At 72.2% G+C, this 26480-nt stretch carries 19 protein-coding genes; 9 read left to right on the forward strand and 10 right to left on the reverse strand.

Annotated features, from left to right (window positions below; genetic code table 11):
- Positions 1-49: 49 nt before the first annotated feature.
- The 3 genes from ACFVU2_RS15245 to ACFVU2_RS15255 all read left to right on the forward strand — a co-directional run bounded on the left by ACFVU2_RS15245 (position 50) and on the right by ACFVU2_RS15255 (position 4475).
- Positions 50-1354 carry a HupE/UreJ family protein gene (locus ACFVU2_RS15245; RefSeq protein ID WP_387875913.1) on the forward strand — a complete coding sequence of 435 codons (1305 nt, stop codon included), beginning with the start codon at positions 50-52 and terminating at the stop codon, positions 1352-1354.
- Positions 1355-1475: 121 nt separating this feature from the next.
- Positions 1476-3305, forward strand: a complete 1830-nt coding sequence (locus tag ACFVU2_RS15250; RefSeq protein ID WP_387875916.1) for a fibronectin type III domain-containing protein — start codon at positions 1476-1478, stop codon at positions 3303-3305.
- 117 nt (positions 3306-3422) lie between these two features.
- A complete protein-coding gene (locus ACFVU2_RS15255; RefSeq protein WP_387875918.1) occupies positions 3423-4475 on the forward strand; it encodes a WxL protein peptidoglycan domain-containing protein in 1053 nt (350 codons plus the stop codon).
- 84 nt (positions 4476-4559) lie between these two features.
- On the opposite strand, the gene ACFVU2_RS15260 is transcribed toward ACFVU2_RS15255, so the two are convergent.
- Positions 4560-6089, reverse strand: coding sequence for an MFS transporter (locus ACFVU2_RS15260; protein WP_387875921.1), 1530 nt, complete (start codon positions 6087-6089; stop codon positions 4560-4562).
- Between the two features lie 71 nt (positions 6090-6160).
- Between ACFVU2_RS15260 and ACFVU2_RS15265 the strand changes: the two genes are divergently transcribed.
- Positions 6161-6790 (forward strand): TetR/AcrR family transcriptional regulator, encoded by a 630-nt coding sequence (locus tag ACFVU2_RS15265; protein WP_387875924.1) that lies wholly within the window; start codon positions 6161-6163, stop codon positions 6788-6790.
- Here the strand turns inward: ACFVU2_RS15265 and ACFVU2_RS15270 are convergent.
- From ACFVU2_RS15270 to ACFVU2_RS15295, 6 genes are all read right to left on the reverse strand, one after another.
- Positions 6765-7244: a hypothetical protein gene (locus tag ACFVU2_RS15270; protein WP_387875925.1), complete on the reverse strand. Its 480-nt coding sequence runs from the start codon at positions 7242-7244 to the stop codon at positions 6765-6767. The two genes, ACFVU2_RS15265 and ACFVU2_RS15270, sit on opposite strands and share 26 nt — an antisense overlap.
- Complete coding sequence (locus tag ACFVU2_RS15275; RefSeq protein WP_387875928.1) at positions 7241-8587, reverse strand: signal peptidase I; 1347 nt, start codon at positions 8585-8587, stop codon at positions 7241-7243. Before ACFVU2_RS15275 ends, ACFVU2_RS15270 begins: the two co-directional genes overlap by 4 nt.
- A 25-nt stretch (positions 8588-8612) precedes the next feature.
- Positions 8613-9251 carry a SipW-dependent-type signal peptide-containing protein gene (locus tag ACFVU2_RS15280; protein WP_387875930.1) on the reverse strand — a complete coding sequence of 213 codons (639 nt, stop codon included), beginning with the start codon at positions 9249-9251 and terminating at the stop codon, positions 8613-8615.
- 4 nt (positions 9252-9255) lie between these two features.
- Positions 9256-9864, reverse strand: a complete 609-nt coding sequence (locus ACFVU2_RS15285; RefSeq protein WP_387875933.1) for a SipW-dependent-type signal peptide-containing protein — start codon at positions 9862-9864, stop codon at positions 9256-9258.
- 27 nt (positions 9865-9891) lie between these two features.
- The gene (locus tag ACFVU2_RS15290) at positions 9892-16083 is read right to left on the reverse strand and encodes an IPT/TIG domain-containing protein (protein WP_387875934.1); all 6192 of its coding nucleotides are present in this window, start codon (positions 16081-16083) and stop codon (positions 9892-9894) included.
- Positions 16084-16199: 116 nt separating this feature from the next.
- Complete coding sequence (locus ACFVU2_RS15295; RefSeq protein ID WP_387875936.1) at positions 16200-18698, reverse strand: LuxR C-terminal-related transcriptional regulator; 2499 nt, start codon at positions 18696-18698, stop codon at positions 16200-16202.
- Positions 18699-18922: 224 nt separating this feature from the next.
- Between ACFVU2_RS15295 and ACFVU2_RS15300 the strand changes: the two genes are divergently transcribed.
- From ACFVU2_RS15300 to ACFVU2_RS15315, 4 genes are all read left to right on the forward strand, one after another.
- Positions 18923-19759 carry a siderophore-interacting protein gene (locus ACFVU2_RS15300; RefSeq protein ID WP_387875937.1) on the forward strand — a complete coding sequence of 279 codons (837 nt, stop codon included), beginning with the start codon at positions 18923-18925 and terminating at the stop codon, positions 19757-19759.
- A 318-nt stretch (positions 19760-20077) separates the two neighbouring features.
- Positions 20078-20812 (forward strand): cohesin domain-containing protein, encoded by a 735-nt coding sequence (locus ACFVU2_RS15305; RefSeq protein ID WP_387875939.1) that lies wholly within the window; start codon positions 20078-20080, stop codon positions 20810-20812.
- Positions 20813-20847: 35 nt separating this feature from the next.
- Positions 20848-22704, forward strand: coding sequence for an amidase family protein (locus ACFVU2_RS15310; protein WP_387875941.1), 1857 nt, complete (start codon positions 20848-20850; stop codon positions 22702-22704).
- Between the two features lie 137 nt (positions 22705-22841).
- Positions 22842-23315, forward strand: coding sequence for a hypothetical protein (locus ACFVU2_RS15315; protein ID WP_387875943.1), 474 nt, complete (start codon positions 22842-22844; stop codon positions 23313-23315).
- An 11-nt stretch (positions 23316-23326) separates the two neighbouring features.
- Here the strand turns inward: ACFVU2_RS15315 and ACFVU2_RS15320 are convergent, their stop codons facing one another.
- Positions 23327-23815, reverse strand: coding sequence for a DUF805 domain-containing protein (locus tag ACFVU2_RS15320; RefSeq protein ID WP_387875945.1), 489 nt, complete (start codon positions 23813-23815; stop codon positions 23327-23329).
- A 214-nt stretch (positions 23816-24029) separates the two neighbouring features.
- Between ACFVU2_RS15320 and ACFVU2_RS15325 the strand changes: the two genes are divergently transcribed.
- Entirely contained in the window at positions 24030-24599 is a 570-nt protein-coding gene (locus ACFVU2_RS15325) for a ScbR family autoregulator-binding transcription factor (protein WP_387875947.1), read from the forward strand.
- 27 nt (positions 24600-24626) lie between these two features.
- Here the strand turns inward: ACFVU2_RS15325 and ACFVU2_RS15330 are convergent, their stop codons facing one another.
- Complete coding sequence (locus ACFVU2_RS15330) at positions 24627-25949, reverse strand: MFS transporter (protein ID WP_387875949.1); 1323 nt, start codon at positions 25947-25949, stop codon at positions 24627-24629.
- Complete coding sequence (locus ACFVU2_RS15335) at positions 25946-26455, reverse strand: MarR family winged helix-turn-helix transcriptional regulator (RefSeq protein ID WP_387875951.1); 510 nt, start codon at positions 26453-26455, stop codon at positions 25946-25948. The genes ACFVU2_RS15330 and ACFVU2_RS15335 overlap by 4 nt, the downstream gene beginning before the upstream one ends.
- Between the last annotated feature and the right edge of the window lie 25 nt (positions 26456-26480).

Genomic DNA, 26480 nt, shown 5'->3' on the forward strand with positions numbered 1-26480 from the left:
TTCCCGTCCCCGTCCCATCGCGTTCACCCGCCTCGGACACGTTGACGGGGTGATCCGCAGCCACCTCCGCCACCAGACAGCCGCCCGTCCCGCCCGTCCCCGCCGCCCACGAGGCCGTTCCGGCGCGCTCGCCATCGCGCTCGCGGCGCTCGCCGCAGCCGTCGCGGGCGTGCTGCTGCCGGCCACGGCGGCCGGCGCGCACGGCTTCTCGTCGGTGGTCTATGTGGACGCGACGGCGGCCCCGGCGGGCGCCGACGGCACGGTGCGCACCACGCTCGACCTCGAGTACGACCTGCTCGTCGTCTCCGCTGCCGAGAAGCAGAAGGACCAGAGCCTGTTCGAGCAGGGCATGGACCTCTTCCAGACCGGGGAGGAGGCCACCGCGATGAACGACCACGCCGACACCGTTGTCGCGTACGTCACCGATCGGTTCACGGTCAGCGCGGGCGGCGAGCCGTGCACGGCCTCCCGCGTCGGCGACATCGCCGTGCACGAGCGCGACTCGGTGCCGTACGCCACGCTCGTGCTCGACCACTCGTGCGGCGAGGGCGGGCACACCGCGGGCCACGAGCTGCGAAGCGGGCTGTTCCCCGACTCCGAGGACTACGTCAAGGACACCAAGACGATCGTCACGTACGACCTCGACGGCAAGGACGGCAGTGCCGCGCTCGACGCCGCGCACCCGACGTTCTCGACCGAGCAGACCGGCGGCGAACGGTTCGGGGAGTTCTTCCTGCTGGGGGCCGAGCACCTCCTCGGCGGCATCGACCACATCCTGTTCCTGCTCGCGCTCATCGTCGGGTCCCGGAGGCTGCGCGACGTCGTGCTCGCCGCGACGACGTTCACGGTCGCGCACTCGATCACCTTCTTGCTCGCCGCCCTGGGCTTCGTCACGGTGCCCGCGGCGGTCGTCGAACCGGTCATCGCGCTCTCGATCGCCGTCGTCGCCGCCTGGTACCTGTGGTCGGTGCGGCGCCGGGTGACGATGACGCCGGCCGAGCTCGCGCTCGACCTGCGTCCGACGCCCACCGGTCCGCTCGGGCTCGACCGCGCCGACTGGCTGCGCCTCGGCGTGGTCTTCCTGTTCGGCCTCGTCCACGGTCTCGGCTTCGCCAGCGCGCTGGGCATCGACGAGCCGTGGTCGTGGACGCTGCTGTGGTCGCTCCTGATCTTCAACGTCGGGATCGAGGCGGTGCAGCTCGGGATCATCGCCGTGGTCTTCCCCCTGCTCGTGCTGCTCCGCAAGCGCGCCCCGCGCGTCGGTCTCTGGGTCGGCATCGCGGTCGCCGCGGTGGTGACCGCGGTCGCCCTGTTCTGGTTCGTCGGGCGGGTCCTGGGCCTCGAATGGGGGTGACCTTCCGCTGGCGTCCATTCGTTGAACTCTGTGAATTCACTCACAATTCACGAGTGGCCACGACGGTGGGACCCGCACCCGCGCATCCGCGGGCACCTCACCAAGAAAGGCATCGGACTCCATGTCGAGTGACGACACCAGACGGGCCGCCAAGCCCGGTCACCGCACCACCACACGCCTCGCCGCCGCAGCGGTCTGCTTCGGCGTGATGCTCGGAGGCGGCGCTCTCGCCGCCCCCGCCGCCTTCGCCGCCTCCGCCAACCAGACGGACATCGTCCTGGGCGTGGGCTCGAACGAATCGCAGCGCAACTTCTCCTGGTACTCCGCGGCCGACGTGGCCCAGGTCGTCCAGGTCGGCTACGCGTCCGACGTCGTCGGCGGTGCGTTCCCGCAGGTCGTGAAGAGCATCCCGGCGACGGGCGGCCTCACCACCAGCAACGAGTACAACCGCTTCGCCACCGTGACCGGCCTCAAGGAGAACACCTCCTACGTGTACCGCGTCGGAACCGAGGGCGACTGGTCGGCGACGTACACGTTCCGCACCCAGAAGTTCAGCGGCGACTTCAACTTCCTGTTCTTCGGCGACCCGCAGATCGGCTCGTCGGGCAACGTCCCGAACGACTCGGCCGGCTGGGTCGACACGCTGAACGTCGCCACCTCCGCCTACCCGAACGCCGAGCTCCTCTTCTCGGCCGGCGACCAGGTCGAGACGGCGAACAACGAGACCCAGTACGAGGCGTTCCTGCAGTCGGACAAGCTGCGCCAGATCCCCTTCGTCGCCACCAACGGAAACCACGACGTGGGCTCCAAGGCGTACGAGCAGCACTTCAACACCCCGAACGTCGACCGCACCGCCGGCGCCAACACGGGCTCCGGCTCGGGCGGCGACTACTGGTTCATCTACAAGGACACGCTGTTCCTCGACATCAACTCGAACAGCCGTGACGCCTCCCACATCGCATGGATGCAGAAGGTCGTCGCCGAGCAGGGCGCGAAGGCGAAGTGGAAGGTGCTCGCCTTCCACCACTCGATCTACTCGCCCGGCCCGCACGCGACCGACAGCGACGTGCTCGACCGCCGCAACGTGCTCCCGACCGCCATCTCGGACCTCGGCATCGACCTCGTCCTGCAGGGCCACGACCACAGCTACGCCCGCAGCTACCTCATCCACAACGGTGAGAAGGCGAACGCGGACGAGCAGGCCGGCGCCGACCAGGTCGTCGCCGGTCCCGGCGGCGTGCTCTACGTGACGGCCAACTCGGCGTCCGGGTCGAAGTACTACGACCTGCAGAACAAGGGCTTCTGGTGGCTCTCGGTCCAGAACCAGGAGAAGGTCCGCAACTACAGCGCGATCGGCATCACCAGCAGCGCCATCACGGTGAAGACGCTCCGCAGCCAGGCCAACGGCACGGACAAGCCGGTGAACAGCATCGTCGACCAGGTCACCCTGACCCGCGAGGCGAAGCCCGACACCGACTCGCAGCAGCTGCAGGTCACCGTCCCGCAGGCCGCTCCGGGCGAGTTCGTCTGGAACGTCGATGGCACCAACGGCCTCGTCAACCTCGGCCAGGCCGTCGAGGCGGGCGACCACTACGCCGCTGTCGGCTCGATCAACCCGATCCGCGTGACCGACACCCGCACCGCCGGCCCGCAGTGGTCGCTCTCGGCCCAGGTGAGCGACTTCACCTCCGGCGCCAAGTCCTTCTCGGGCAAGTACCTCGGCTGGACGCCGTCGGTCACCGAGGCGGGCGGCGACGCCAAGGCCGGCGACCGCGTGCAGTCCGGCTTCACCGGTGGGGACGGTCTCTCGAAGTCGTCCGCCCTCGGTTCCGCCGCCGCCGGTCACGCCAAGGGCTCGGCCAAGCTCGGCGCCGCTCTGGATCTCAACATCCCGGTCGACGTCACTGACGGCACCTACCAGGCGACCCTGACGCTCACGGCGCTCAGCTAGCCACTGCTCCACCGCCCGGGGCGGGTGCGCGTCAGCACCCGCCCCGGGCTCCCCACGCACTCTTCGATCCCCACACCCAGGATGGCCATGAAAGTTCGATCCCCTCGCATCGCGCCGATGCGATCCCTCGCCCGGCTGCTGCCGGCGCTCCTCGTCGCCGCGGCGCTCGCCGTCGGCGGTGCCGCCGCCCCTGCCGTCGCCGCCGGCGAGGGCGACGTGACCTGGGGCGTGCGCACGGCTGCCAACGACAACGGCGCCGACCGTCAGAACTTCGCCTACCGCATCGAGCCCGGCAAACAGATCTCGGACGCCCTCGTCGTGAGCAACCACGCCGCCACCCCGCTCGAGCTCGACGTGTACGCCGCCGACGGCTTCACGACGACCAGCGGCCAGCTCGACCTGGTCACACAGGACACGGACTCCGTCGCCGTCGGCGCCTGGACCTCCCTCCAGAGCGGACGGGTGACCATCGCGCCGGGCACCTCCGTGGAGGTGCCGTTCACGGTGAGCGTGCCGGCGGACGCCACCCCGGGCGACTACGCCGGTGGGCTCCTGACCTCACTGCCGCACACGACCCAGGAGGACGGCATCAGCGTCGACCGTCGCCTGGGCATCCGCATGCACGTGCGCGTCGACGGAGAGCTGGCCCCGGCGATCGCCGTCGAGAAGATGCACGTCGATTACTCCGGCACCTTCAACCCGTTCGGCTCCGGATCGGCGACCGTCTCGTACACCGTCCACAACACCGGCAACGTGCGGCTCTCGGCCGGTCAGACGGTGACGCTGGCCGGGCCGTTCGGCTGGTTCCCGGTCGACACCGGCGAGGTCGCCGCGGTGCCGGAGCTGCTCCCGGGCGAGTCCTGGACGGTCGCGGTCCCGGTCGACGGCGTCGTCCCCGCCTTCTGGCTGACCGCCAAGGCGGCGCTCAGCCCGAAGCTGCCCACGGTCACCGGGTCGACTCCGGGAGTCGACGGCGTCGCGGCCGAAGCGGGCGCCCTGGCGGTGCCCTGGTCCCTCGTGGTGCTCGTCCTGCTGATCGCGGCAGCCGTCGTGGCCGCCGTGATCGTGCTGCGCCGCCGCCGGAAGGTCGCCGCGGCACGCGAGGACGAGCGCGTGAAGAAGGCGGTCGAGGAGGCGCTGCGCGAGGCGGAGGCCGAACCGGTCGCCTGAGACCAGCCGCAGACACCCGTCCGTCGCAGCAGAACGCCGTCCTCACCTCGGCGGGGACGGCGTTCTGCATGCAGCGAGGACTCGCTAGTGCGCGACCACCGGCTCGGGAGCGCCCGCCGGATCGGCCGCGCCGGCGGGAGCGGCGGCCGGCGCGAGCGCCGCACGTCGCCGGTAGAGGAAGGCCGTCAGGACGGCTCCGAAGGCGAAGAAGCCCGCGCCCCACCAGTACGCCGTGGCGTAGCTGTGCACGGCCGCCTCGGCCGCGACCGCTGCCGACGGAGGCAGGTGCGAGGCCACGTAGTCGGTGGCCGCCGTCGCTGCGAGGGTGTTGAGCAGCGCGGTCCCGATGGAACCGCCGACCTGCTGGCTGGTGTTGACCATCGCGGAGGCGACTCCGGCGAACCGGCGGTCGACGCCCAGCGTCGCCGTCTGGATCGCCGCGGGCATGATCGAGCCCATCCCGAGGCCGAGGATCATCAGCGGCGGCAGGAGGTCGGCCGCGTAGTTCGCGGTGACGCCGAGGTGGGTCAGGTAGACCATGCCGGTCGCCGCGATCGTCATGCCGATCGGGACCATGACCTTCGGCCCGAAGCGCGGCACGAAGACGTTGGTCGAGAACTGCGCCGCGGTGACCAGCATCACGATCATCGGCAGGAACGCGAGCCCGGTCTGGATCGGCGTGAACTTCAGGGTGGCCTGCAGGTAGTACGTGACGAACAGGAAGATCCCGAACATCCCGGCACCCGCGATGAGGATGGCGCTGTAGGACGCCCCGCGGTTGCGGTTGATCACGATCGAGAGCGGCAGCAGGGGGTGCGTCGCCCGGCGCTGCCAGAGCACGAAGGCGATCAGCAGCACGCCGGCCGCCGTGAGGAAGCCCCAAGAGAGCGGCGAGTCCCAGCCGTCGGACTCGGCGTTGGAGAATCCGTAGACCAGGGAGAACAGCGCACCGGAGACCAGGACGGTGCCGGGCACGTCGAGCTTCGGCCGGGGGCCAGTGCGGACGATGGAGGTGACGAAGACGGAGGCGCCGATCACCGCGACGATCGCGATCGCGACGTTGATGTAGAGGTTCCAGCGCCAGTCGAACTGCTCGGTCAGGACGCCGCCGAGCAGGAGGCCGACCGCGCCTCCCGCGCCGGCGATCGCGCCGAAGATGCCGAACGCGCGCGCCCGCTCCTTCGGGACGGTGAACGTGGTGGTCAGCACGGCCAGCGCGGTCGGGGCGAGCAGAGCGCCGAACGCGCCCTGCAGGGCGCGCGCGCCCACGAGCATCCCGAACGTTCCGGCGGCGCCGCCGAGGGCGGAGGCGCCGGCGAATCCGATGAGGCCGATGATGAAGGCCCGCTTGCGGCCGATGAGGTCGGAGAGGCGGCCGCCGAAGAGCAGCAGGCTGCCGAAGGCGAGGGAGTAGGCGGTGACGATCCACTGACGGTCGGCGTTCGAGAAGCCGAGGTCGGCCTGCGCGGAGGGCAGGGCGATGTTCACGACGGTCGAGTCGAGCACGACCATGAGCTGCGCGAGGGCGACGGTGACGAGCGTCCACCAGCGGCGCGAGGAGGGCGCTGCCGCGTCGGGTGCGGCGCTCGAGGGGGAGGGGGTGGTCTGCGACATGAGCGCCAGCATATACGAAACGAACCAGTTCCGGATCTATTCTGTTCAGAAATTCATCTACACTGGAGGAGATGGACATCCAAGCACCCGCCCCCGCGACGAAGCTCGGGCGCAAACGGGACCACACCCGGGACCCCGAGATCCTCGACGCCGCCCTGGCGGTGCTCGCCGAGACCGGGTACGACCGCATGACGATCGACATGGTCGCCGCTCGCGCCAAGGCCGGCAAGGCGACCGTCTACCGGCGCTGGGCGTCCAAGGCCGATCTCGTCATCGACGCGGTCGCCTGCATGAAGAAGGACGACATCGACTTCGATGCGCTGCCCGACACGGGCACGCTGCGGGGGGATCTCGTGGCGATGATGAAGCCGCACACGATCGTCGACGCCGAGAAGAAGCTGCAGGTCATGGCCGGCCTGGTCTCCATGCTGGCGAAGAATCCGGAGCTCACCGACGCCGTCAACGCCGCGATCGTCGAACCGCGCGTCTCCGTCAATCGGCTGTTCCTGCGTCGCGCGATCGAGCGCGGCGAGATCCCGGCCGACGCCGACATCGAGAAGCTCGCGCTCATCGCTCCGGCGATGGCGTCCTACCGCACGCTCATCCTGCGCAAGCCGGTCGACCGGGAGTTCCTGCTCTCGGTCATGGACGACATCCTGCTGCCCGCGGTGGGGATCAGGCGCACGTCCACGCCACGATGAGGCTGAGGGCGCCGAGCACCGTCGTGATGGTCCGCGATTGGAGTGAGACCGGCGACGTCCAGGTGCCGTAGTTCGCGGTCACGGTGACGGTGCTGGTCCCCAGCAGGGTGAGCGTGGCACCGGTGACGTTCCCTGTCGTCGCGGGCGCGGCCACGGTCGTGCTCCCGGAGCCGGCCGTCCCCGTCCAGGTGATCGTGTAGCTCTGCGGCGGGAGGGCGTTGCCGCCGGTCGGCGCCGCCGTCCACGTGATCGGGATGTTCGCGGCGAGGAGGCCGCCCGCGGAGCCGCACGCGACCGTGGGCACCGCGCCGAGCACCCCGGCGTTCATCGTGCCCGTGACGTAGACCGAACGCGACCATCCCGCGCGGGCGGGGGAGCCGCCGGAGACTCCGAGGACGCCGGCCGCGAGCAGGACCAGGACGGCGGCGGCGACGGAGCGCAGTGCCCCCCTCATGGCGTGCCGCCCCGCTCGAGGCGATGGCGACGGGCTCCCGCCGTCCCGGCGATGGCCGCACCGGCGACCACGGCGCCGCCCGCGAGCAGCGGTGCCAGGAGCGGCGGCGCGGATCCGGTGGCCGCGAGGGCCACGGGCGGAGCGGCCGCGCGCGCGTCGTCGGCCGAGGTCCAGGCCCAGACCTCGAGATCGGCGGAACCGGTGGACGCCCCCGGCTGCAGGGTGACCTCGACGGCGAGCCAGCGCTGCTCGCCCGACGGCATCCCGCCGATGGCGGCGACACCGGCGGGTGCGGGGGGAAGGGCGGTGGTGGCACCCCTGCCGGTGAGGAGCGTGGGGAGCGGCGTGGCGGCCACGAGGGTCTGGGCGGAGCCCGCGCAGGTGCCGCCCACCCAGCGCACCGGACAGGAGAGCACGGCGACATCGAGTGCGGCCGTCAGGGGACCGGTCGAAGCGAGGCCGAGCCCGACGGTCGCCGGTGCAGGCGTCGCCGCGGCGACCCCGACCTCCCACCGGACGGGCACGCCGGGCCGGAGCTCGGCGAACGCCGCCGGGTCGGCGATCGAGGTCAGGGTGAGGTACCGGCTCGACGACACCGACTCGTCGGCGCGCGCGGGAGCAGGCGCCGCGACGGCGGGCACCGCCGCCCCGCCCGCCACGGCGAGCAGCAGGAGCGCGCCGCCGGGTCCGCCTGCGCGTCGGCCGGATCGGCGTGCGCGACGGCGCTGCCCGCCCTCCCGGTCCTCCCGGCGCGACGTGCGGTCTCCGTCGCGCGGCCAGAACGCCCAGGCGACGAGCACGGTGGCCGCCAGGGTGGCCCCGCCGAGGAACAGCGGGTTCGAGAAGAACGCGATCACCTGGGCGCCGCCGGGGACGCTGGTCAGCACCAGCCGCACGTGGGTCACGTCGTATGGGGCAGGGTCGTTCTCGGCGTTCGCGTCGCCGCGCAGGACGAGCTCCGTGCGGCCGCCCGCGAGCGGTTGGGCCGAGACGACGCGGTGCGTGATCGGGAGGGCTCCGGGCCGGTCGACCGTGACCACGTCGCCGACGCGCGCCTCGGACGCGGGGATCTCGCGCACGATCGCCACCGCCCCGGCCGGAATGGTCGGGCTCATGGATCCCGTGCTGAACAGGATGAGCGTGATGTGGAAGACGGCCGCGGCGACGGCTCCGACGATGCAGAGCGCTCCCGCGACGGAGGCGAGGGTGAGCAGCACGTCGCCGGCCCGGGAGGCGGCGCGTCCCGCGGTGCGCCGTTGCGCGGTGGCCGTCGTGGCGGCGGCGTGGGCGATCGGAGGCTCGGTGTGCCGCGCCTCGAGGCCGCTCTGCTCCCGGATGCTCACCGTCCCTCCTTCCCTGCCCGGCGTGTCAATTCGATGTGGTGACGAACTGCCAGGTGGCCGTCGCCGTCTTGCCTTGAAGGCTGTTGGGCGCTCCCGTCGGCAGGGTCACCTCGAAGCAGAACCCGGTGGCGGCTCCCGGCGCCGAACTGGTCGCGGCGGCCAGGGAGTTCGTGACGCCGGTCTCCTGCCCTGCTGTCAATGCACGCGTCGTGCCCGCTGCACCGACGACGAACACCGGCGTGCCCGTGAAGGCGGCCGCGTTGCAGGTCGCGGTCGTCCGCACGACCCGGTAGACGAGCGCCGCGCCGAGCGTGGCCGCATCCGTCCCGCCGAGCACGGCGCCGTTCAGGACGGCGGTGCCGGCGACCGAATTGGCGGTGGTCTGGATGAGCACGGGGAAGTACGACGAGACGCCCGGTGCGAACGGTCCGCCGACGGTGACCGTCGCCCCGGGGGAGACCGAGTTGTCGGCGTACGCGCCGCCGTTCACGCTCGACTGGGTGTTGAACACGGACGACTGGAAGGAGCCGGTGGCGTATTCCTGGTCGGTCCAACTGGCGAGGGTCACGGCCGCGCCCACCCCGAGCACGAGTCCCGAGGCGAGCACCGCCCGCAGCCGGGGGGCCCGAACTCCCCGGCTGCGGTACGGCTGCCCCTCCCGCATGGGATTACTGGCTCGCCGCCTGGAACTGCCAGGTGGCGGTGCCGGTCTGCCCCTGTGCGAGGCCCGCTCCGCCGGTGACCTTGAAGCACAGGAAGACCGGCGCCCCCGCCGCGCCTCCCGTGCCCTGGGTCAGGGGGAACGTGGTGGATCCGGGCACCGTGGTGAGGGCCGTCCCTGCGGGGACGAGGTCGGTGCCCGTCGTGCTCGCCGTGCAGCCGAACGTCGTCGTCTGCAGCAGCTCGTAGGTGAGGTTGGTCACGGTCCCCGTCGTCGCCGCGCTCGAGACGGTCACGACGGCGGGGTTGGTGGTGTTCGCGGCCAGCTCGACCGCGAACGGCGCGGCGGTGACCGCCCCCGGCGAGAGCGTCGCGGCGTTGACCGTGAACCCGAGCGTCGCGGGCGAGCCCGCCGTCGCGTGATCCGTGTAGGTCGTGCCGTCGATGCTGCCGACGAGGTTGAAGGTGCCCGCGGTGAACGTCCCCCGGGCGAACTCGGAGTCGTTCCAGGCGGCGAGCGTCACGGCGGCGCCGGCGCCGAGCACGAGCCCGGCGGCCAGCACGGCCTTCAGCTTGCGGCCCCGCCTGGGTGCGGGCGCCACGTGTGTCTCGGTCATCGACTTCTCCTTTCTCAGGCCGGGCCGTCAGGCTCGGCGGGTGCGTCGAATCAGGAAGCCGGCGCCGCAGGCGATCAGCAGCAGGGCGATGCCGCCCAGGAGGCTGAAGCCGCCGGCGTCGGAGCCGGTGTCGGCGAGGCCGCCGCCGGTGGTCGCGGCCGGGTCGTCGTAGCGGAAGCCGCCGGCGAGGGTGTCGGAGCCGCACTGCGCGGACCCGGTGACGGTCACGGTGACGGTGCCCGTCCCCGCGGGGGTGACGGCCGCGATGGTGGTGTCGTTCACGACGGTGAACGACGTCGCCGGCTTCGAACCGAAGAGCACGGCCGTGGCGCCGGTGAAGCAGCTGCCGGTGATGGTCACCGTCGTGCCGCCGCCCTGCGGGCCGTGGCCCGGGTCGACCGTCCCGATCGTCGTGCCGGTCTGGTAGGTGAAGGTCGCGGCCGGCGTGGGGCCGACCGGGGTCGTCACCACGATCGGCACGGCACCCACCGCGTGAGGCGGCGTCACGATGGTGATCGTGCCGTCGTCCACCACGGTGAAGGGCACCTCCGCCCCGTCGACCGTCACGCTCGTCGCCCCGGTGAACCCGGCCCCGGAGATCGTGACGGGCGTGCCGCCGGCCGTCGGGCCGTGGTCCGGCGCGATGCCGCTGATCGTCGGCGCGCCCTCGACCGGCGTGAATGTGAAGAGCGCCGGCTCGGAGTCCCCGTTCGGGCTCTCGATCACCAGGTCGTAGGTTCCCGGCAGGTGGGCCGGGGTCGTGACGGTGATCGTCGTGTCGTTCACCACGGTGAAGTCGGTCCCCGGGGTCCCTGCGGCGAACGGGGCCGCCAGGCTCGCGACCGAGGCGAGGGGCGGGGTGCGGAGCACGTCGCCGAACACGACCGCCGTCGAGCCGGTGAACCCGGTGCCCGTGATCGTCACGTGCGTCCCTCCGGTCTGCGGCCCGATGTCCGGGACGATGGAGCCGATGACCGGCGGTACGGCGAGGTACGTGAAGTCGCCCGGCTGCGAGTCGCCGTTCGGATGCTGCACGACCACCTCCGCGGTCCCTGGTGTCCCGGGCGGCGTCGTGACCGTGATCGTGGTGTCGTTCACGACCGTGAAGCCGGTGCCGTCGACGCCTCCGAAGGTGACCCCGGTGGCGCCGGTGAACCCGGTCCCGGTGATGGTGACGACGGTGCCTCCGGTCGCCGGGCCGCTGCTCGGGGCGATCGAGGTGATCGCCGGGACGGCCAGGTAGGTGAAGTCACCGGGGTCCGAGTCGCCCGCCGGGCTCTGCACCACGACCCCGACCGTTCCCGGCGTGCCCGCCGGGGTGGTGACCGTGATCGTGGTGTCGTTCACGACCGTGAAGGCCGTGCCCGCGGTTCCGCCGAACGTCACTCCCGTGGCGCCGGTGAACCCGGTGCCCGTGATGGTGACGGCGGTGCCGCCGGTCTGCGGGCCGCTGTCGGGGGCGACCGAGGTGATCGCCGGAGCGGCGAGGAAGGTGAACGTGCCCGGTGCCGAGTCGGCCGTCGGGTGCTGCACCACGACATCCACCGCACCGGGCGTGTGCGCCGGGGTGGTGACGGTGATGGTGGTGTCGTTCACGACGGTGAACGCCGTTCCGGCGGTGCCGCCGAAGGTCGCTCCCGTCGCCCCCGTGAACCCGGTGCCCGTGATGGTCACGGCCGTGCCGCCCGCCTCGGGGCCGCTCGTCGGGGTGAGGGAGGCGATGGCCGGCACGGCGACGAAGGTGAAGTCGCCGGGCTGGGAGTCGCCGTTCGGGTGCTGGACGATCACGTTCACCGCTCCCGGGGCGTGTGCCGGGGTCGTCGCGGTGATGGTGGTGTCGTTCACGACGGTGAAGGCCGTGCCCGGCGTGCCGCCGAACGTGACACCCGTGGCCCCGGTGAACCCGGTGCCCGTGATGGTCACCGCCGTGCCTCCCGTCTCCGGACCGTCGGCCGGCGCCACCGAGGTGATGGCCGGGACGGCGTCGAAGGTGAAGTCGCCGGGTTCGGAGGGACCGACCGGCGTGGTCACGACGACGCCCACGGCGCCCGGCGCGTGCGCCGGGGTGGTCGCAGTGATCGTCGTGTCGTCCACCACGGTGACGCCGGTGGCGGGAGTGCCGCCGAAGGTCACCGCGGTGGCGCCGGTGAACCCGGTGCCGGTGATGGTGACGGCGGTGCCGCCGGTCTCCGGGCCGTTGGCCGGGGAGACCCCGGTGATGGACGGCAGCGCCACGTAGGTGAACGTCGCCGGGGCGGAGTCGCCGACGGGCGCCTGCACGATCACATCCACCGGTCCCGCCGCGTGAGCGGGGCTGGCGACGGTGATGGTGGTGTCGTTCGTCACGCTGAAGCCCACACCCGGGAGGCCGTCGAAGGTGACCCCGGTGGCTCCCGTGAAGCCGGTGCCCGTGATGGTGACGGGGGTGCCGCCGGTCACCGGGCCGCTGGCCGGGGCCAGCGATCCGATCGCCGGGAGGGCGACGAAGGTGAACGTCCCCGGGCCCGAGGCGCCGTTGGGGCTCTGCACGACCACGTCGGTCGCGCCGGGCGCGTGCGCCGGGCTGGTGACGGTGATGGTCGTGTCGTTCACCACCGTGAAGCCCGTTCCCGCGGTGCCGTCGAACGTGGCTCCCGTCGCACCGGTGAACCCGGTGCCGGTGATGGTGACGGCCGTGCCACCGGTCTCCGGCCCGCTGGTCGGCGAGAGGGAGAGGATGGCCGGCGCCGGCAGGAAGGTGAAGTCACCGGGCTGCGAGTCGCCGTTCGGGTGCTGCACGATCACGTCGACCGCCCCCGGCACGTGCGCCGGGCTGGTGACGGTGATGGTGGTGTCGTCCACGACGGTGAAGGCGGTGCCCGCCGTGCCGCCGAACGTCACTCCGGTCGCTCCCGTGAAGCCGGTTCCGGTGACGGTGACGGCTGTTCCGCCCGCCGCCGGTCCGCTGGTCGGTGCGAGTGAGGCAATGGCCGGCAGCTGCAGGAAGGTGAAGGCACCGGGCTGCGAGTCGCCGTTCGGGTGCTGCACGATGACATCGACGGCACCGGGCGCGTGCGCCGGGGTCGTGACGGTGATCGTCGTGTCGTTCACGACGGTGAACGCGGTGCCTGCGTCGCCGCCGAAGGTCGCCCCGGTCGCTCCCGTGAACCCGGTGCCCGTGATGGTGACGGCCGTTCCTCCGGTCTCGGGTCCGCTGGTCGGTGCGAGCGAGGTGATGGCCGGCAGCTGCAGGAAGGTGAAGTCACCGGGCTGCGAATCGCCGTTCGGGTGCTGCACCACGACGTCCACGCCACCGGGCGCGTGCGCCGGGGTCGTGACGGTGATCGTCGTGTCGTTCACGACGGTGAACGCGGTGCCCGCGTCGCCGCCGAACGTCGCGCCGGTCGCTCCGGTGAACCCGGTGCCCGTGATGGTCACGGCCGTGCCACCGATCTCCGGTCCGGAGGCCGGAGCGACGGAGGAGATGGCCGGGATCGGGTCGAACGTGAAGGCGCCGGGGGCCGAGTCGCCGTCCGTGCCCTGCACGACCACATCGACGGCGCCCGGCGTGTGAGCGGGAGTCGTGACCGTGATGGTGTTCGCGTCCACGACGGTGAACGCCGTGCCCGCGGTGCCTCCGAAGGTCACTCCGGTCGCGTCCGCGAACCCGCTGCCGGTGATGGTGACGGCCGTGCCGCCGGTCTCCGGTCCGTGATCGGGTGCGACCGTGCCGATGGTCGGCGGACCGACCACCGGGTCGAAGGTGAAGTCGCCCGGTGCCGAGGGGCCGGCCGGGGTCGTGACGATCACGTCGACCGTCCCGGGGGCGTGCCCCGGGGTCGTGACCGTGATGGTCGTGTCGTTCACGACGGTCACGCCGGCGCCGGGAGTGCCTCCGAAGGTGACGCCCGTGGCGCCGGTGAAGCCGGTGCCGGTGATGGTGACGGCCGTGCCTCCGCTCTCCGGCCCGTTGCCGGGCGCGACGCCGGTGATCACCGGGAGGGGCAGATAGGTGAAGGTGCCCGGTGCGGAGTTCCCGATCGGGTGCTGGACCACGACGTTCACCGGGCCCTGCGCGTGTGCGGGGCTGGCGACGGTGATCGTGGTGTCACCGGTGACGCTGAAGCCGACGCCGGGCGTCCCGTCGAAGGTCACCCCGGTCGCTCCGGTGAAGCCGGTGCCGGTGATGGTGACGGGGGTGCCGCCGGTCACCGGGCCGCTCGGCGGAGCGATCGAGGAGATCGCGGGCAGGGCGACGAAGGTGAAGGTACCCGGCGCGGAGTTCCCGTTGGGGCTCTGGATGACGACGTCCGCGGCGCCAGGCGCGTGCGCCGGGGTCGTCGTGGTGATCGTGGTGTCGTTCACGACCGTGAACGCGGTGCCCGCGGTCCCGCCGAAGGTCGCGCCGGTCGCTCCGGTGAAGCCGGTGCCGGTGATGGTGACGGCCGTTCCTCCGGTCTCCGGCCCGCTGGTCGGGGAGAGGGAGCTGACGGTCGGTGCGGCGAGGAAGGTGAAGGTGCCCGGCCCGGAGCTGCCGTTGGGGCCGTTCACGACCACGTTCGTCGCCCCGGCGGCGTGCGCCGGGGTGGTGACGGTGATGGTGGTGTCGTTCACGACCGTGAACCCGGTGCCCGCGGTCCCGCCGAAGGTGACTCCCGTGGTGCCGGTGAAGCCCGATCCCGTGATGGTCACCGCGGTCCCGCCGGTCGCCGGCCCGCTGGTCGGGGTGAGCGAGCCGATGACCGGCGGGACGGCGAGCGCGTTCGGTCCGACGGACGCGGACGACAGGTTGAGGGTCAGCGCCTGCGTGCCGGGGAGCACGGAGGCGCGCAACGCCGTCTCGGTGAAGACGCCGCCGCTGGTGGACTGGTTGTTCACGGTGAGTCCGACGACCTGGCTCAGCACCGGGTTCAGAGCCGGGACGAGCGTGCCGGCGACCGGGGCGAGGACCGCCGGCCCGAGGGCGGTGATCGCGGTGCCGATCGCGTTCAGCGGGGTCAGCAGCGCGGAGAGGACCGTGGTGAGCGGGATGCCGACGGCGATGCCCGCGACGCTGATGCCACTCGTGTTGCCGGCGAGCAGTTGTCCGATCGTCTCGTTCACGGTGACGACGGGAAGCCCGAGCACCGAGGCGGACAGGTTGATCGCGAGTGCGTTGGTCGTGCTGGTCAGGACGGTCTGGATCTGGGTGATCAGGCCGCCGACGATGCCGGTGACCCGGTTTCCGATCTCGCTGATGACGGCGGCGCTCAGGACGTTGGTGTTGGGCGCCTGGCCTTCGAGCCCGGTGATCTGCGAGAGATCGACCGTGACCGTCCCGGTGCCCAGATTGATGGTCACTCCGGGGTACGCCGGGTTCGTGATGTCGCCGGCGAGCAGCGGTGCGACCGCGCCCTGGAGGTTGGAGGCCGTGACCGTCGCCGTCGTGTTGAGCACGCCCGGGATGTTGAGGATGCTCAGCGCGCTCGCCAGGGTGCCGTTCGCCCCTGCGAGACCGTTGACCAGGTTCTGCACCGTGGTGACCTGGCTGTTGATCGCGCCGGTCAGTCCCGCGACGGTCGCGCTGTGGAAGCTGAGTCCTGCGCCTGCGATCGAGTAGGCGCCGGTCGGAGCCGCGGGCGCGGCCTGCGCCGCGCGGGCGCCGGTCACGCCGAGGGAGAGGTCGAGCTGGGCGAGCTCGTTCAGCGTCGCCGTCGGGAGGCCGAGCGACGAGACCGCCTGCGCGAGGTTGACGTGCAGCGGGCCCGGGGCGATCCCGGGCTTGGGAGTGATGCCGGTGCCGACGTCGCCGGCGGCGGAGGTGAGGCCGGAGGCGCCCACCGACGAGCCGCTCTGCAGCGCGGACGCGTACTGCGAGACGACTCCCGCGCCGCCGAGGTCCAGGGGGATCTGGATGCCGCCGGGTGCCGCGATGTTCACGACGCCGAGGACGCCGACGTTCAGGTTGTTCGCGTTGGTCTGATCCGCGCTCCCGGTGCTGGCGGCCGTCTCGCCGCCCAGGGATGCGACGAGACCGGCGTTCAGGCCGATGAGGGTTCCGCTGAGATACTGGCCGGTCGCGTTCGAGGTGTCGCCGAGAGCGGCCTGGGCGGGGATCGCCCAGAGGCCGGCACCGGCGAGGGTCAGTGCGACGGTCGCGCCGGCCGCGGCGGTGCCGAGCAGCCTGCGGCGCCCTCCGCCCCCTCTTCTCCTTTCGTGCGCTCTGCGTGCTCCATTGCCGACGTCGAGACCCGATACCACGATGCTTACCCCCAGCGAGATTGAGAGACCTTCCTCGGACTCTCGCTGGCGGGAGCAGGGGTCTCAATCGCCCGGAACGGGTGATCTCGGGGTACAGTGCGGCGGTGCCGCGACGCTCAGAGCAGGCCGATCGCGCGGGCGTTCTCGACGGCGTGGGCGCGGTCGCGCGCGTCGAGCTTGGAGTAGATCGAGCGCAGGTGCGTCTTCACCGTGTTGGCGCTGACACTGTGCTTCGCCGCGATCTGCCCGATGCTCTGGTGCAGCGGGAGCTCGCGGAGCAGCTCCCGCTCCTTCGCCGTGAGCGGCGGCGAGCTCTCGAGCGCGTCGCCGCGGGACCCGAACGTGTCGGCGACGGCGACGATCGAGCGCGCGAAGTCCTCGCGTGCGCCGAAACCGCCCAGGCGGTCGGTCACGAGCCGGGCGAACGCGCCCCCGCGCGCGAGGAACGGGCGCCGGGCGTCCATTCGCGCGCCCGCGTCCAGCGCCTCCATGAGATGCGACTGCACCAGGTCGCCGCGGCCCCGCTCGTCCGCGTGCGCCGCGAGCAGGAGCCAGCCGAACACGATGCTGCTCCCGTGCCACGCGGTCGCGCCGGTGCGCAGCAGGATCTCCAGGGTGCCGTCGTCGGCATCCTGGGTCACGGTGCCCTCGCGGGCGATCGAGCCGCCGAGGGCTGCCTCGAGCGATCGCGCCCCGAGCATCGCCTCCAGGACCTCCACCAGCTGACGGACGTCGGCCCGGCCGCGGTAGTGCATCGTCAGGTCGAGGAACCGGAACGAGCCGACCGCGATGGTGCGCGGGTTGCGGCGCAGAGCCACCGTGAAGAGGTGCTCCATCTCTTCGAAGATGGCGCGCGTGTCCTCTTCCTCGTCGAGCCGGAAGAGGAGGTGGAGGGCGCGCGGGCCGATCACGTCGCCGGTGTCGAGTCCGCGCCAGCGCGCCTGGACGATGTCGGCGACGTGCGCCGAGCGGAAGGGCTCGCACGACTGGTACGCGGCAGCCGCCGAGCGCAGCAGCGCGCTCGCGGCGACGATGCTGTCGGTGCGCGGTTCGGCGCCCGCGAGCCCGGCCAGGCGGCGCTCCAGCATGTGGACCATCGGCCAGGAGCGCTGGGCGGCTGCGGCGCCGGCGGCGAGTTCCAGGCCCAGCATCTGCAGCCACGGCAGCCCCGTCTCCTCCGCGCTCGCGGCCGCGCCCTCGGCGATCGCGAGCGCCTCGGCCGGCCGCCCCGATCGCAGGAGCAGGGAGGCGCGCGCCGCCTCCGCGAAGATGCGGGCGTCGAGCACCGCCAGCGGTCCGCCCTCCCCGGACGGCCGCCGCAGGGAGAGGCGCACGGCGTTGTCGATCCGGGTGAGCGAACGGTCGCGGTCCGCCTGTCCTTCGCCGTCGGCGCGCAGACCCAGGATGCTCGCGAGCACCAGTTCGCATTCCGGCGATCGCGCCGCCTCCTCTTCCGCGAGGGCGACGAAATGGTCGATCCGGACCGAGTCGAGTCGGGTCGGAGAGGTGACGAGGGCGGCGAGCAGGCCTGTGGTGCCGGACATGACGCCGCGGTCCTCGAGTGCGGAGAGCGCCTCGCGGACGGGCGTGGTGTCGCCCGAGAACACCATGCCCAGCCCGTGGCGGCGGAGGATCTCCTCGACGAGATCGGTCGACCGGGACGCGACGGCGTGGGCGAGCCCTTCGTGCACGTCGCCGCCCTCGAGGTACCAGTGCGCCGCCGTGCGTCGCAGCTCGTCGAGCCGGCGCGCGTCCCGGCGGTTCAGTTCGGTGAGGAGCGTGCGGCGCAGGGTCTCGTCGAAGCGGTAGTCGTTGCCCTCCTCGCCGCCGTCGGTCCTCTGCAGCAGGTCGTTGCCGTCGCGCATCCTCTCGACGACGCTCCCGGCGTCGGGATGCCCGGTGAGCTCGGCCGCGAGGCCGACGCTGAACGAGGGGACCGCGGCGAGGGCGAGGAGCATGTCGGCGTCGGCGGGGTCGAGCGTGGCGAGGAGGGCCGTGACGAAGTACTCGTCCGGGCCGCTGGGGGAGTGCGCCAGCCGCCGGACGGCGTCGCCCGGATCGGCCATCCGCGCGAGTGCGGCGACGGCGAGCGTGAGGGTGAGAGCCCGCCCGCCGGTGCGGTCGAGGAGCTCGAAGACGTCCTGCGGAGCGAGGAGCACACCGGCCGCGCGCAGCAGCTCGTCGGTCTCGCGTTGACCGAACGCCAGGTCGGACACCCCGACCATGATCAGCGCGCGCTCGGGCGCGAGGGCGTCGAGGGCGACCGGCTGCGCGCGCCCGCTCAGCACGATGGCGCTGCGTGCGGATGCGACCGCCTCCTGCAGCAGCTCGCGATCGCTGTGCGTGCTGATGCGCTCGATGCCGTCGATGACGGTCGTCGTGCCCGCACGCTGCTCCCGGATCGCGTCGAGCCGATCCCGCCAGTCGTTCCGTCGCGGCCCGACGGTGCGCGACGACGCGTCGCCGACCTCGAGCAGGACGCGCTCTCCCGGTTCGAGGCCGCACCAAGCACGCAGCAGGGAGGTCTTGCCGGTGCCGCCGGACGCCACGATCGAGACGACCGCCCCGCGCCCCTCGCCGTCGTCGAGGACGCGCCGGAGACTCCGGCGATCCACCACAGAGGCTCCGCTAGGCGTCATTGCGTTCCCGAATCCGATCATCCGCATCCCCCGACGAAAGGCGTCATGCAAACAGACCACGTGGTTCGGATGGTAGGCGCGCTGAGCGGATGAAGCCATCACCCCGTCCGGGTGATACGACAAGTACACCCTTAGTTGTATTAGGTTAGCCTTACCTAAATCGGTACCCTTTTCCGTGACCCGTCTTGGAGGGACAGCCCATGGCTCGCACCAATATGCAATCCACACGCGTCAAGCCCGAGCGCTCGGAATTGCTGGTGCTGCACGTCCTCCGACGGGAACGGATCTCGACCGGGTTCGTCCGCATCACGCTCGGCGGCGGCGACATCGCGGGCTTCGCGCCCCTCGGCTTCGACCAGTGGTTCCGGCTCTTCCTCCCGGTCGGAGGAGGGGAGGGGGCGCTCAGCCGACTTCCAGCCAAGCTCGACACCTTCGCGTACGCGCGCTATCTGACGATGTCGAAAGCCGTGCGTCCGGTGCTGCGCAACTACTCCGTCCGCGCGTACCGCCCCGACGGGGCCGACGGGCCGGAACTCGACGTGGACTTCGTGCTCCACGGCTCCGCCGTCGATGGCACGAGCGGCCCGGCGGCCAGCTGGGCCGAGACGTGCGCGATCGGCGACGCGGTCGCCATCATCGACGAGGGCATCTCGTTCGCGCCCGCGGCAGGCGTCCGTCACGTGCGCCTCGTCGCCGACGAGACCGGTGTGCCTGCGGCCGCCAACATCCTCGCCTCGCTCGACCCCGACGTCCGCGGGACCGCGTTCCTCGAGATCCCCCACTCCGACGACGCCCAGCAGCTGACCGGACCGGCCGGCGTCGACGTGCAGTGGGTCGTCCGCGACGACCACCATGCCGTCCCCGGAGTGCTCGCGGGGACCCGCGCGCGGCTTCTGCCGCCCCCGGTCGAGCGCTTCTACGGGTGGGCGGTGGGCGAGTCCGCCCTCGCCATCGCGATGCGCCGGCACTGGGTCGCCGCCGGAGTCGCGAAAGGCGACATCCTCTTCTGCGGCTACTGGAAGTCCGCGCGCCGGTAGCGTCGTCCCCGCTCCTCCCGCCCCCACATTTGGCCCATATGTCGCGAATGCCCGCCGCTTTCTCGACATTTGGGCCAAATCTGTGGGGTCCCACCCTGTGTAACGTCTCAGAAACACGATCGCGGCCTGCGTGAAACAGCGGGTCCGTAACGTCGCTCCTGTCGATGGAGCCGCTACCTCAGCCGCTGGCCCACCCCCGGAGCCGGCCCTGGACCGTTCGCAGTCGTGCACCCTCGGCGCCTCGAGTCTCCCCTTCCTCCCCGCTGACGGCGGACGCATCGGCGTCCCCTTTCGCCCCCAGAGGAAGGCACCACCCGAATGCATCACGATCCCAGGCGACTCGTGCGCCTCCTCGCCGTCACCGCGGCATCCCTGGCAGGCCTCGGCCTCGCGATCGGCGCCGCTGCGCCGGCCACGGCCGCGCCCGCCGTCGCGACGGTCTCGGTCTCGTCGCCCACGGCCGCCACCGCGGGCGACACCTTCGACGTGACGGTGACGCTCGCCGGTGCGAGCGACGTCTACGGCTACGAATCCGTCCTCGCCTTCGACCCCGCGGTGGTCGCGTACGTCGATGGAAGCGCGGTCACGACGGCCGGCGGCTTCGACACCGTGCGCACCGGGTCCGGCACCGTCGATCTCGCCTACACACGACTCGGCACCTCGCCGGCGCTCTCGGGCGACATCAGCTACACCCTGACGTTCACCGCGACCGCGGCCGGATCCACGGCGTTCACCGTGAGCTCCCTGTCGCTGGTCGACGCGGCATCCGCTGTCACCGCCTCGACCGACGCCGCCACCAGCCCGGTCGTCGCCGTCGCTCCCGCCGCGGTGACCTCCCCGACTCCGACGCCCACTCCGACCCCGAGCACGGGCGTCGCCGGCTCGGGAGGTGGCGGGACCGGCAGCACCTCGGCCTCCACCTCGGCCGACGACCTCGCCTCCACCGGCTCCAACGCCGTCCCGTACGTGATCGCCGGCCTCGCGCTGCTGGCCGTCGGCTCGGCCGCCGTGCTGCTCACCGTCCGCCGCCGCCGCGCGGGAGACCTCCGATGACCGCCCGCCGCTCGAACCCGAGGAGCACCTCCGTCATGCAGACCCGATCCACCGGCCGTCGCGTCGCGACCGCCACGGGCGCCGCCGCCGCGCTAGCCGCACTGATCGCCACCGGCACGGTCGTCGCCCCGGCCGCCGCCGCCCCCGCTCCCGCCGCCCCTGCCGCCGCGACCGGCGCCTTCCTCGCCCCCTATTACACAGCCCACGACCTGACCGGGGACGAACAGGTCACGACGGCGGACCTCGACGTGCTCGCCACGCACCTCGGCGAGACGTCCGCGTCGGCGGGCTGGTCCGCGGCGGCGGACATCGACGGCGACGGCACCGTCACCGTGAAGGACCTCACCGCGCTCTCGCAGCGCATGATCTACGACGACGGTCCCTTCCAGCTGGTGGAGGCCTCCGCCCTCGACATGCAGGCCGCCATGAACGCCGGCGTCACCACCTCGGTGAAGATCACGCAGGAGTACCTCGACCGGATCGCCGCCCTCGACCGCACCGTCGTCGACACGGGCACCGGCGGCCGCGCGCTCAACTCGATCATCTCGAAGAACCCGCAGGCGCTCACCATCGCCGCCCAGGCCGATGCGACGCGTGCCCAGAAGGGGATGACCAGCATGGTGCTGGGCGTCCCGATCGCGGTGAAGGACAACTACGACACGGTCGACATGCCCACCACCGGCGGCTGCGGCTGCTGGGACGGCAACCAGACCAGCGACGACGCGACGATGGTGAAGGGCCTGCGCTCGGCCGGCGCCGTCATCCTCGCGAAGGCGAGCCTGGACGAGTTCGCGTACGGCTTCGTGTCGGAGTTCTCGTCGTTCCAGGATGCGGGCAAGACCCTCCTCGTGGCCAGCCCGCTCAACACCACCAAGACCGCCGGAGGCTCCAGCGGCGGAACGGGTGCGGCGATCGCCGCCAACCTCGCGGGCATCGGCTTCGGCACCGACACGGGAGGCTCCATCCGCGTCCCGTCGACGTACAACTCGCTCGTCGGCATCCGCCCGACCGTCGGCCTGACCAGCCGCGACGGGATCATCCCGCTCGCGCTCAGCCAGGACACCGGCGGCCCGATCGCCCGCAGCGTCACCGATGCGGCCGTCGCCCTCGACGCCGTGACCGGTGTCGACGCGGCCGACCCGATCACCGCGGAGCAGACCGGCAAGGTGCCGACGTCGTACACGGCGGCCCTCGACCCGGAGGCGCTGAAGGGCAAGCGGATCGGCATCGTCACCTCGATGATCGGCACCAACGCGACCGTCACCCGCCTGTGGGCGAACGCGAAGGCGACGCTCCAGGCCCAGGGTGCGACCGTCGTCGAGCTGAGCACGGTCCCGACCGCGTTCACCGCGACCCTGAACGAGGGCAGCGGCAGCACGAACGAGTTCAAGCACGACCTGAACGTCTACATCCAGAACCACCTGGCGCCGACCGTGACCGCCCGATCGATCGCCGACATCCTGGCCACCGGCCGCAACGTCACGTCGCGCAACAGCATCTACACCTCGCGGAACAACGTGACGGATGCCCAGTACCAGGCCTGGGCGGGCCCGACCGGCTCGCACACGACGGCCATCGCGACCGGCACGGCCACGGTGACCCAGCTCATGAACGACAACGGGCTCGACTCGCTGGTGTACCCGAGCGGCTCGCCGTACAACACCATCAGCACGAACATGCGCCTCAGCCCGAACACCGGGATGCCGGCGATCACCGTGCCGATGGGTCAGGCCATCGCCACCGACGGCACCAACCCGATCGTCGGCGCCAACGTCAACCTCGAGTTCCTCGGGCGCGACTACGACGAGAGCGGCATCATCGGTCTGGCCTATGCCTTCGAGCAGGCGACCCACGCCCGCGCGACGGCACCGCTCTACGGCCCGCTGAAGTAGCGACCGCTCACCGCCTGCACCATGTGGCCCAAATGTCGGGATTCGCTCGCGCTTTCCCGACATTTGGGCCGAATCTCGTGCTGTGGAATCGCGAAGGCGCGCGTAGCGTTCCCGGTGAGAGACAGCAGGAGGCCACGATGGGCAGCACGACCACCGAGCGCGGCGCGTTCTACGACGGCATCGCAGCGGAGTTCCGTCAGCACTACACGCGCGGCCCGCGATTCGTCGCGGTCACCGGCGTCCCGGAGGCGGATGCCGCGGCAGGGGCGGATGCGCTCGCCGACGCCCTGCGCGCCGCGGGGGAGACCGTCGAGCGCGTGAGCGCCGCGCCCGGCACCGACGCGGACGCGTTCCGTGCGGAGGTCGTCGCGCCGTTCCGGCAGCGGGAGGGCGTCCTCGTCGTCGACGGACCGGACCTGCTCACACCCGTCTTCCGCGGGTTCTGGAACTTCTCGCTCTGGGTCGAGCACGACCCCGAGCGCAGCGCGGACTGGTCGTTCGTGGCCACCGGACGCAAGGATCCGCTCGGGGCGCCGCGCGAGGTCGCGTCCGTCCTGCTGGACGACGCGGACCCCGCACGGCCCCGGAGGCTGTTCGCCGATTCCTGCTAGGCGCGGAGCGGCTACGGGCGCGGACGGTCGAAGCGCGCGCCTTCGGGCTTCGAGGGCAGCAGCGTGAAGACGAGCACCACGATGCTGCCGAACGGGATGAACGACAGGAAGAAGAACGGACCGGCGAAGTTCGCGTCGTGCAGCCGGCGCCAGATCAGGGCCAGGTGCGGGATGATCGTGCCGAGGAACCAGAGGACGATGAGGATCCCGGCGACCGCGAAGAGCGGACCCGGCGTCGTGGTCCCGTCGGCGTTGGTGGTCGCGCCCGCGTAGCCGAGCGCGAGGCCGAGCCCTTCGAGGACGACGCCGACGATGAACACGAACAGCACCCACCACCAGTACTCGCTGCGGCTCGCGCGACCGGTGAAGTCGGCGTACTTCGTGAAGGAGCGCTTGATGGCGGCGCCGAACGACGCTCCGTAGAGCGGCGCCCAGAGGGGCACGGCCTGTCCGGTCGCCGGGGCGGGAGGTGCGGGAGGTGCGGGCTGTTCGTAGCTCATGACGGTTTCCTCTCAGGGTGCAGCGCACAGGAGGATGTCGGCATCCCCCGCCGCGCGCCCGGCGGGTCGGTGTCGGGCGCGCATAGTCAACCGCATTCCGGGCACAGGAGGCGGGATGTGTGACGCGGCGTGTCCGGCGCGGCCCTCTGTCCCGGGCGGTACAGTTGCCGCCGGGGGACGCTGCACGTCTCATCGACCGGAGGACCCCCGCCTCATGCCACGACAGGAACGCGCCGAGCGCAGCCGTGCCGAGATCCTCGATGCCGCCGCCGACGAGTTCGACGCCCACGGATACGCCGGCGCCCGGCTCGATCGCATCATCGAGCGCACCCAGCTGACCAAGGGCGCCGTCTACTTCCACTTCCGCTCCAAGCACGATCTCGCCGAGGCGCTCGTCGCCGAGAAGTACGGCAATTGGCCCGCCGCCGCCCAGGAGGTCGAGGAGGCAGGGCTCACCGGTGTCGCTGCCGCGCGCGAGCTGAGCCGCCGCGTGGCCGTGGTGTTCGCGACCGACGCGCACGTCCGTGCGGCCATGAAGCTCACCCAGACGATCCTGCCGCCGGCTCCCGAGGACGATCCGTACGTCCGCTGGGTGGCGCTGATCGGCCGATACCTCGACGAGGCCGTGCGGGCAGGCGAGTTGCCGCCCGGGTCCGACCCGGAGGCCCTCGCGACCGTCGCGGTGCAGGCCTTCTTCGGCGCCTACATGATCGCGGACGAGCGCGGGCGCTTGGACGGCCTGGTGGAGGACGCGTCCCGTCTCTGGGACGTCATCGCCGGCTGAGGTGCCATTGCCTCCCGGTGCGCCGCGTCAGGTGCCCGCTCCGGGGAGCAGACCCGCTTCTCGGTCGACCTCGGTGAGATCCGGCTGGACCCGCACGTCCGGCATCCGGTAGGTGCGCAGCGGCCGGTTGACGGCGCCGACGACGAGCACGGCCGCGGTCGCGGTGAGGCCGCCGATGGCGAGGGCGATCGGGGCGCCCACCAGTCCGCCGAGCATGCCGCCGCGGAAGTTGCCGATCTGCGGGCACGCGACGCCGATCACGTGCTCGACCGCGGAGACCCGCCCCCGGAACCCGTCCGGCGTCTCCAATTGGACCAGCGCTCCGCGGGTGACGACGGAGACGGTGTCGGCCGCCCCGGCCACGGCCAGGCAGGCGAGGGCGAGCCAGAGCGGCCCGGCCAGCCCGAAGCCGGCGAGGGCGACGCCCCACACCGCGGCGGCGGCGAGCTGGAGCAGTCCCGATCGCCGCGCGCGCGTCACGGTCCCCGAGAGCGCCCCGGCGACGATCCCGCCGACCGCGATCGCGGAGAGGAACAGCCCGAGCGTGCGCGGGTCGCCCCCGAAGCGTTCCTCGTTGACGAGGGGGAAGAGCGCGATCGGCATGGCGAGCACGGTCGCCGCGAGGTCGACGGCGAACGCGCCCCAGAGGGTCGGGCGGCGCAGGACGTACGTCCACGCGCCCCGTTCCGCCCGCGGACCGCGGCGCGCTCCCCTCGCCGCGGCGGTGGACCCGGCCGCAGGCGTGAGCTGAGGCGGGAGCGCGGGGAGGGCGAGGAGGCACAGCAGCGAGACACCGATCGCGATCGCCTCCGCGGCGTAGGCCACCGGGAGGGACCATGCGACGAGGAGGCCGCCGATCGCGGGCCCGGCGAGCATCGACCCTTGAAAGGCGAGGTTCTGCAGCGCGAGCCCGGCCGCGACCTCGCCGGCGGGGAGAAGCCGGGGCGGGAGGGTCCGGCGTGCGGGGGCGCCGAACGCCCCGGCGGCGGACTGCACGGCGATCAGGGCCAGCAGGAGGGGGACGGAGTCGAGCCCGAGCGCGGCCTGCGCGGTCAGCGCCAGAGCGGCGACGGCCTGGCCCGCGGTGCTGAGGCGCACGATCGCGCGCCGGTCGAGGCGGTCGGCGAGGCTGCCGCCCAGCGGACCGAAGGCGAGCATCGCGACGCCGCTGGCGAGACCCAGCGTTCCGGTCCACACCGGGCTCTTCGTCAGCTCCCACACCTGGGCCAGTGCGGCGACGGAGGCGATCTGGCTCCCGAGGCCGGCGAGGGAGGTGCCCGCCCAGAGTGCGAGGAACGGCCGGCTCGAGCGCAGCGGACGCAGGTCGGTGATATGTGCGCGCAGGCTCACGCGCGCACCGGCGGCTCCGGCTCGACGAGATGGGCGTCGAGCCGGTCCGCCATCGAGCGGGCATCGATGGCGCGCTCCAGCTGCGCCACCACGGAGGAGAGGGTCACGGCGGTCTCGTCGTCGAGCTCGGCGATGGCCGCGTCGGTCGCGCGCCACTCGGCTTCCAGCAGCGGGACGATCTCCCGGCCGCGGTCGGTGAGGCTGATCACCCGCGTGCGCGCGTCGGGGCCGGGCGCGGTCGTCACGAAGCCGGCCTGGCGCATCCCGGCGACCGTCTGACTCACGGCGGAGTGGGTTCGCTCGAGGGAGGCGGCCAGCTCGCGGATCGTCAGCGGCCCCTCGTGGGCGAGGCGCATCATCGGCCGGGCGAAGCGGGAGCGCATCCCGGTCACGCCGCGGCGGGCGTAGAGGCCGTCGATGTCGTCGTCGAGCCGGCGGAGTAGGGCGAACAGCGCATCCCAGCGTGCGGGGATGCGCGTCGGGTCGCCGGAGGAAGAATTCGTCACAGTGCTGTTATAACAGTGCTGTTGT

The organism is Leifsonia sp. NPDC058194 (assembly GCF_042883605.1).
Taxonomy (GTDB): domain Bacteria; phylum Actinomycetota; class Actinomycetes; order Actinomycetales; family Microbacteriaceae; genus Leifsonia.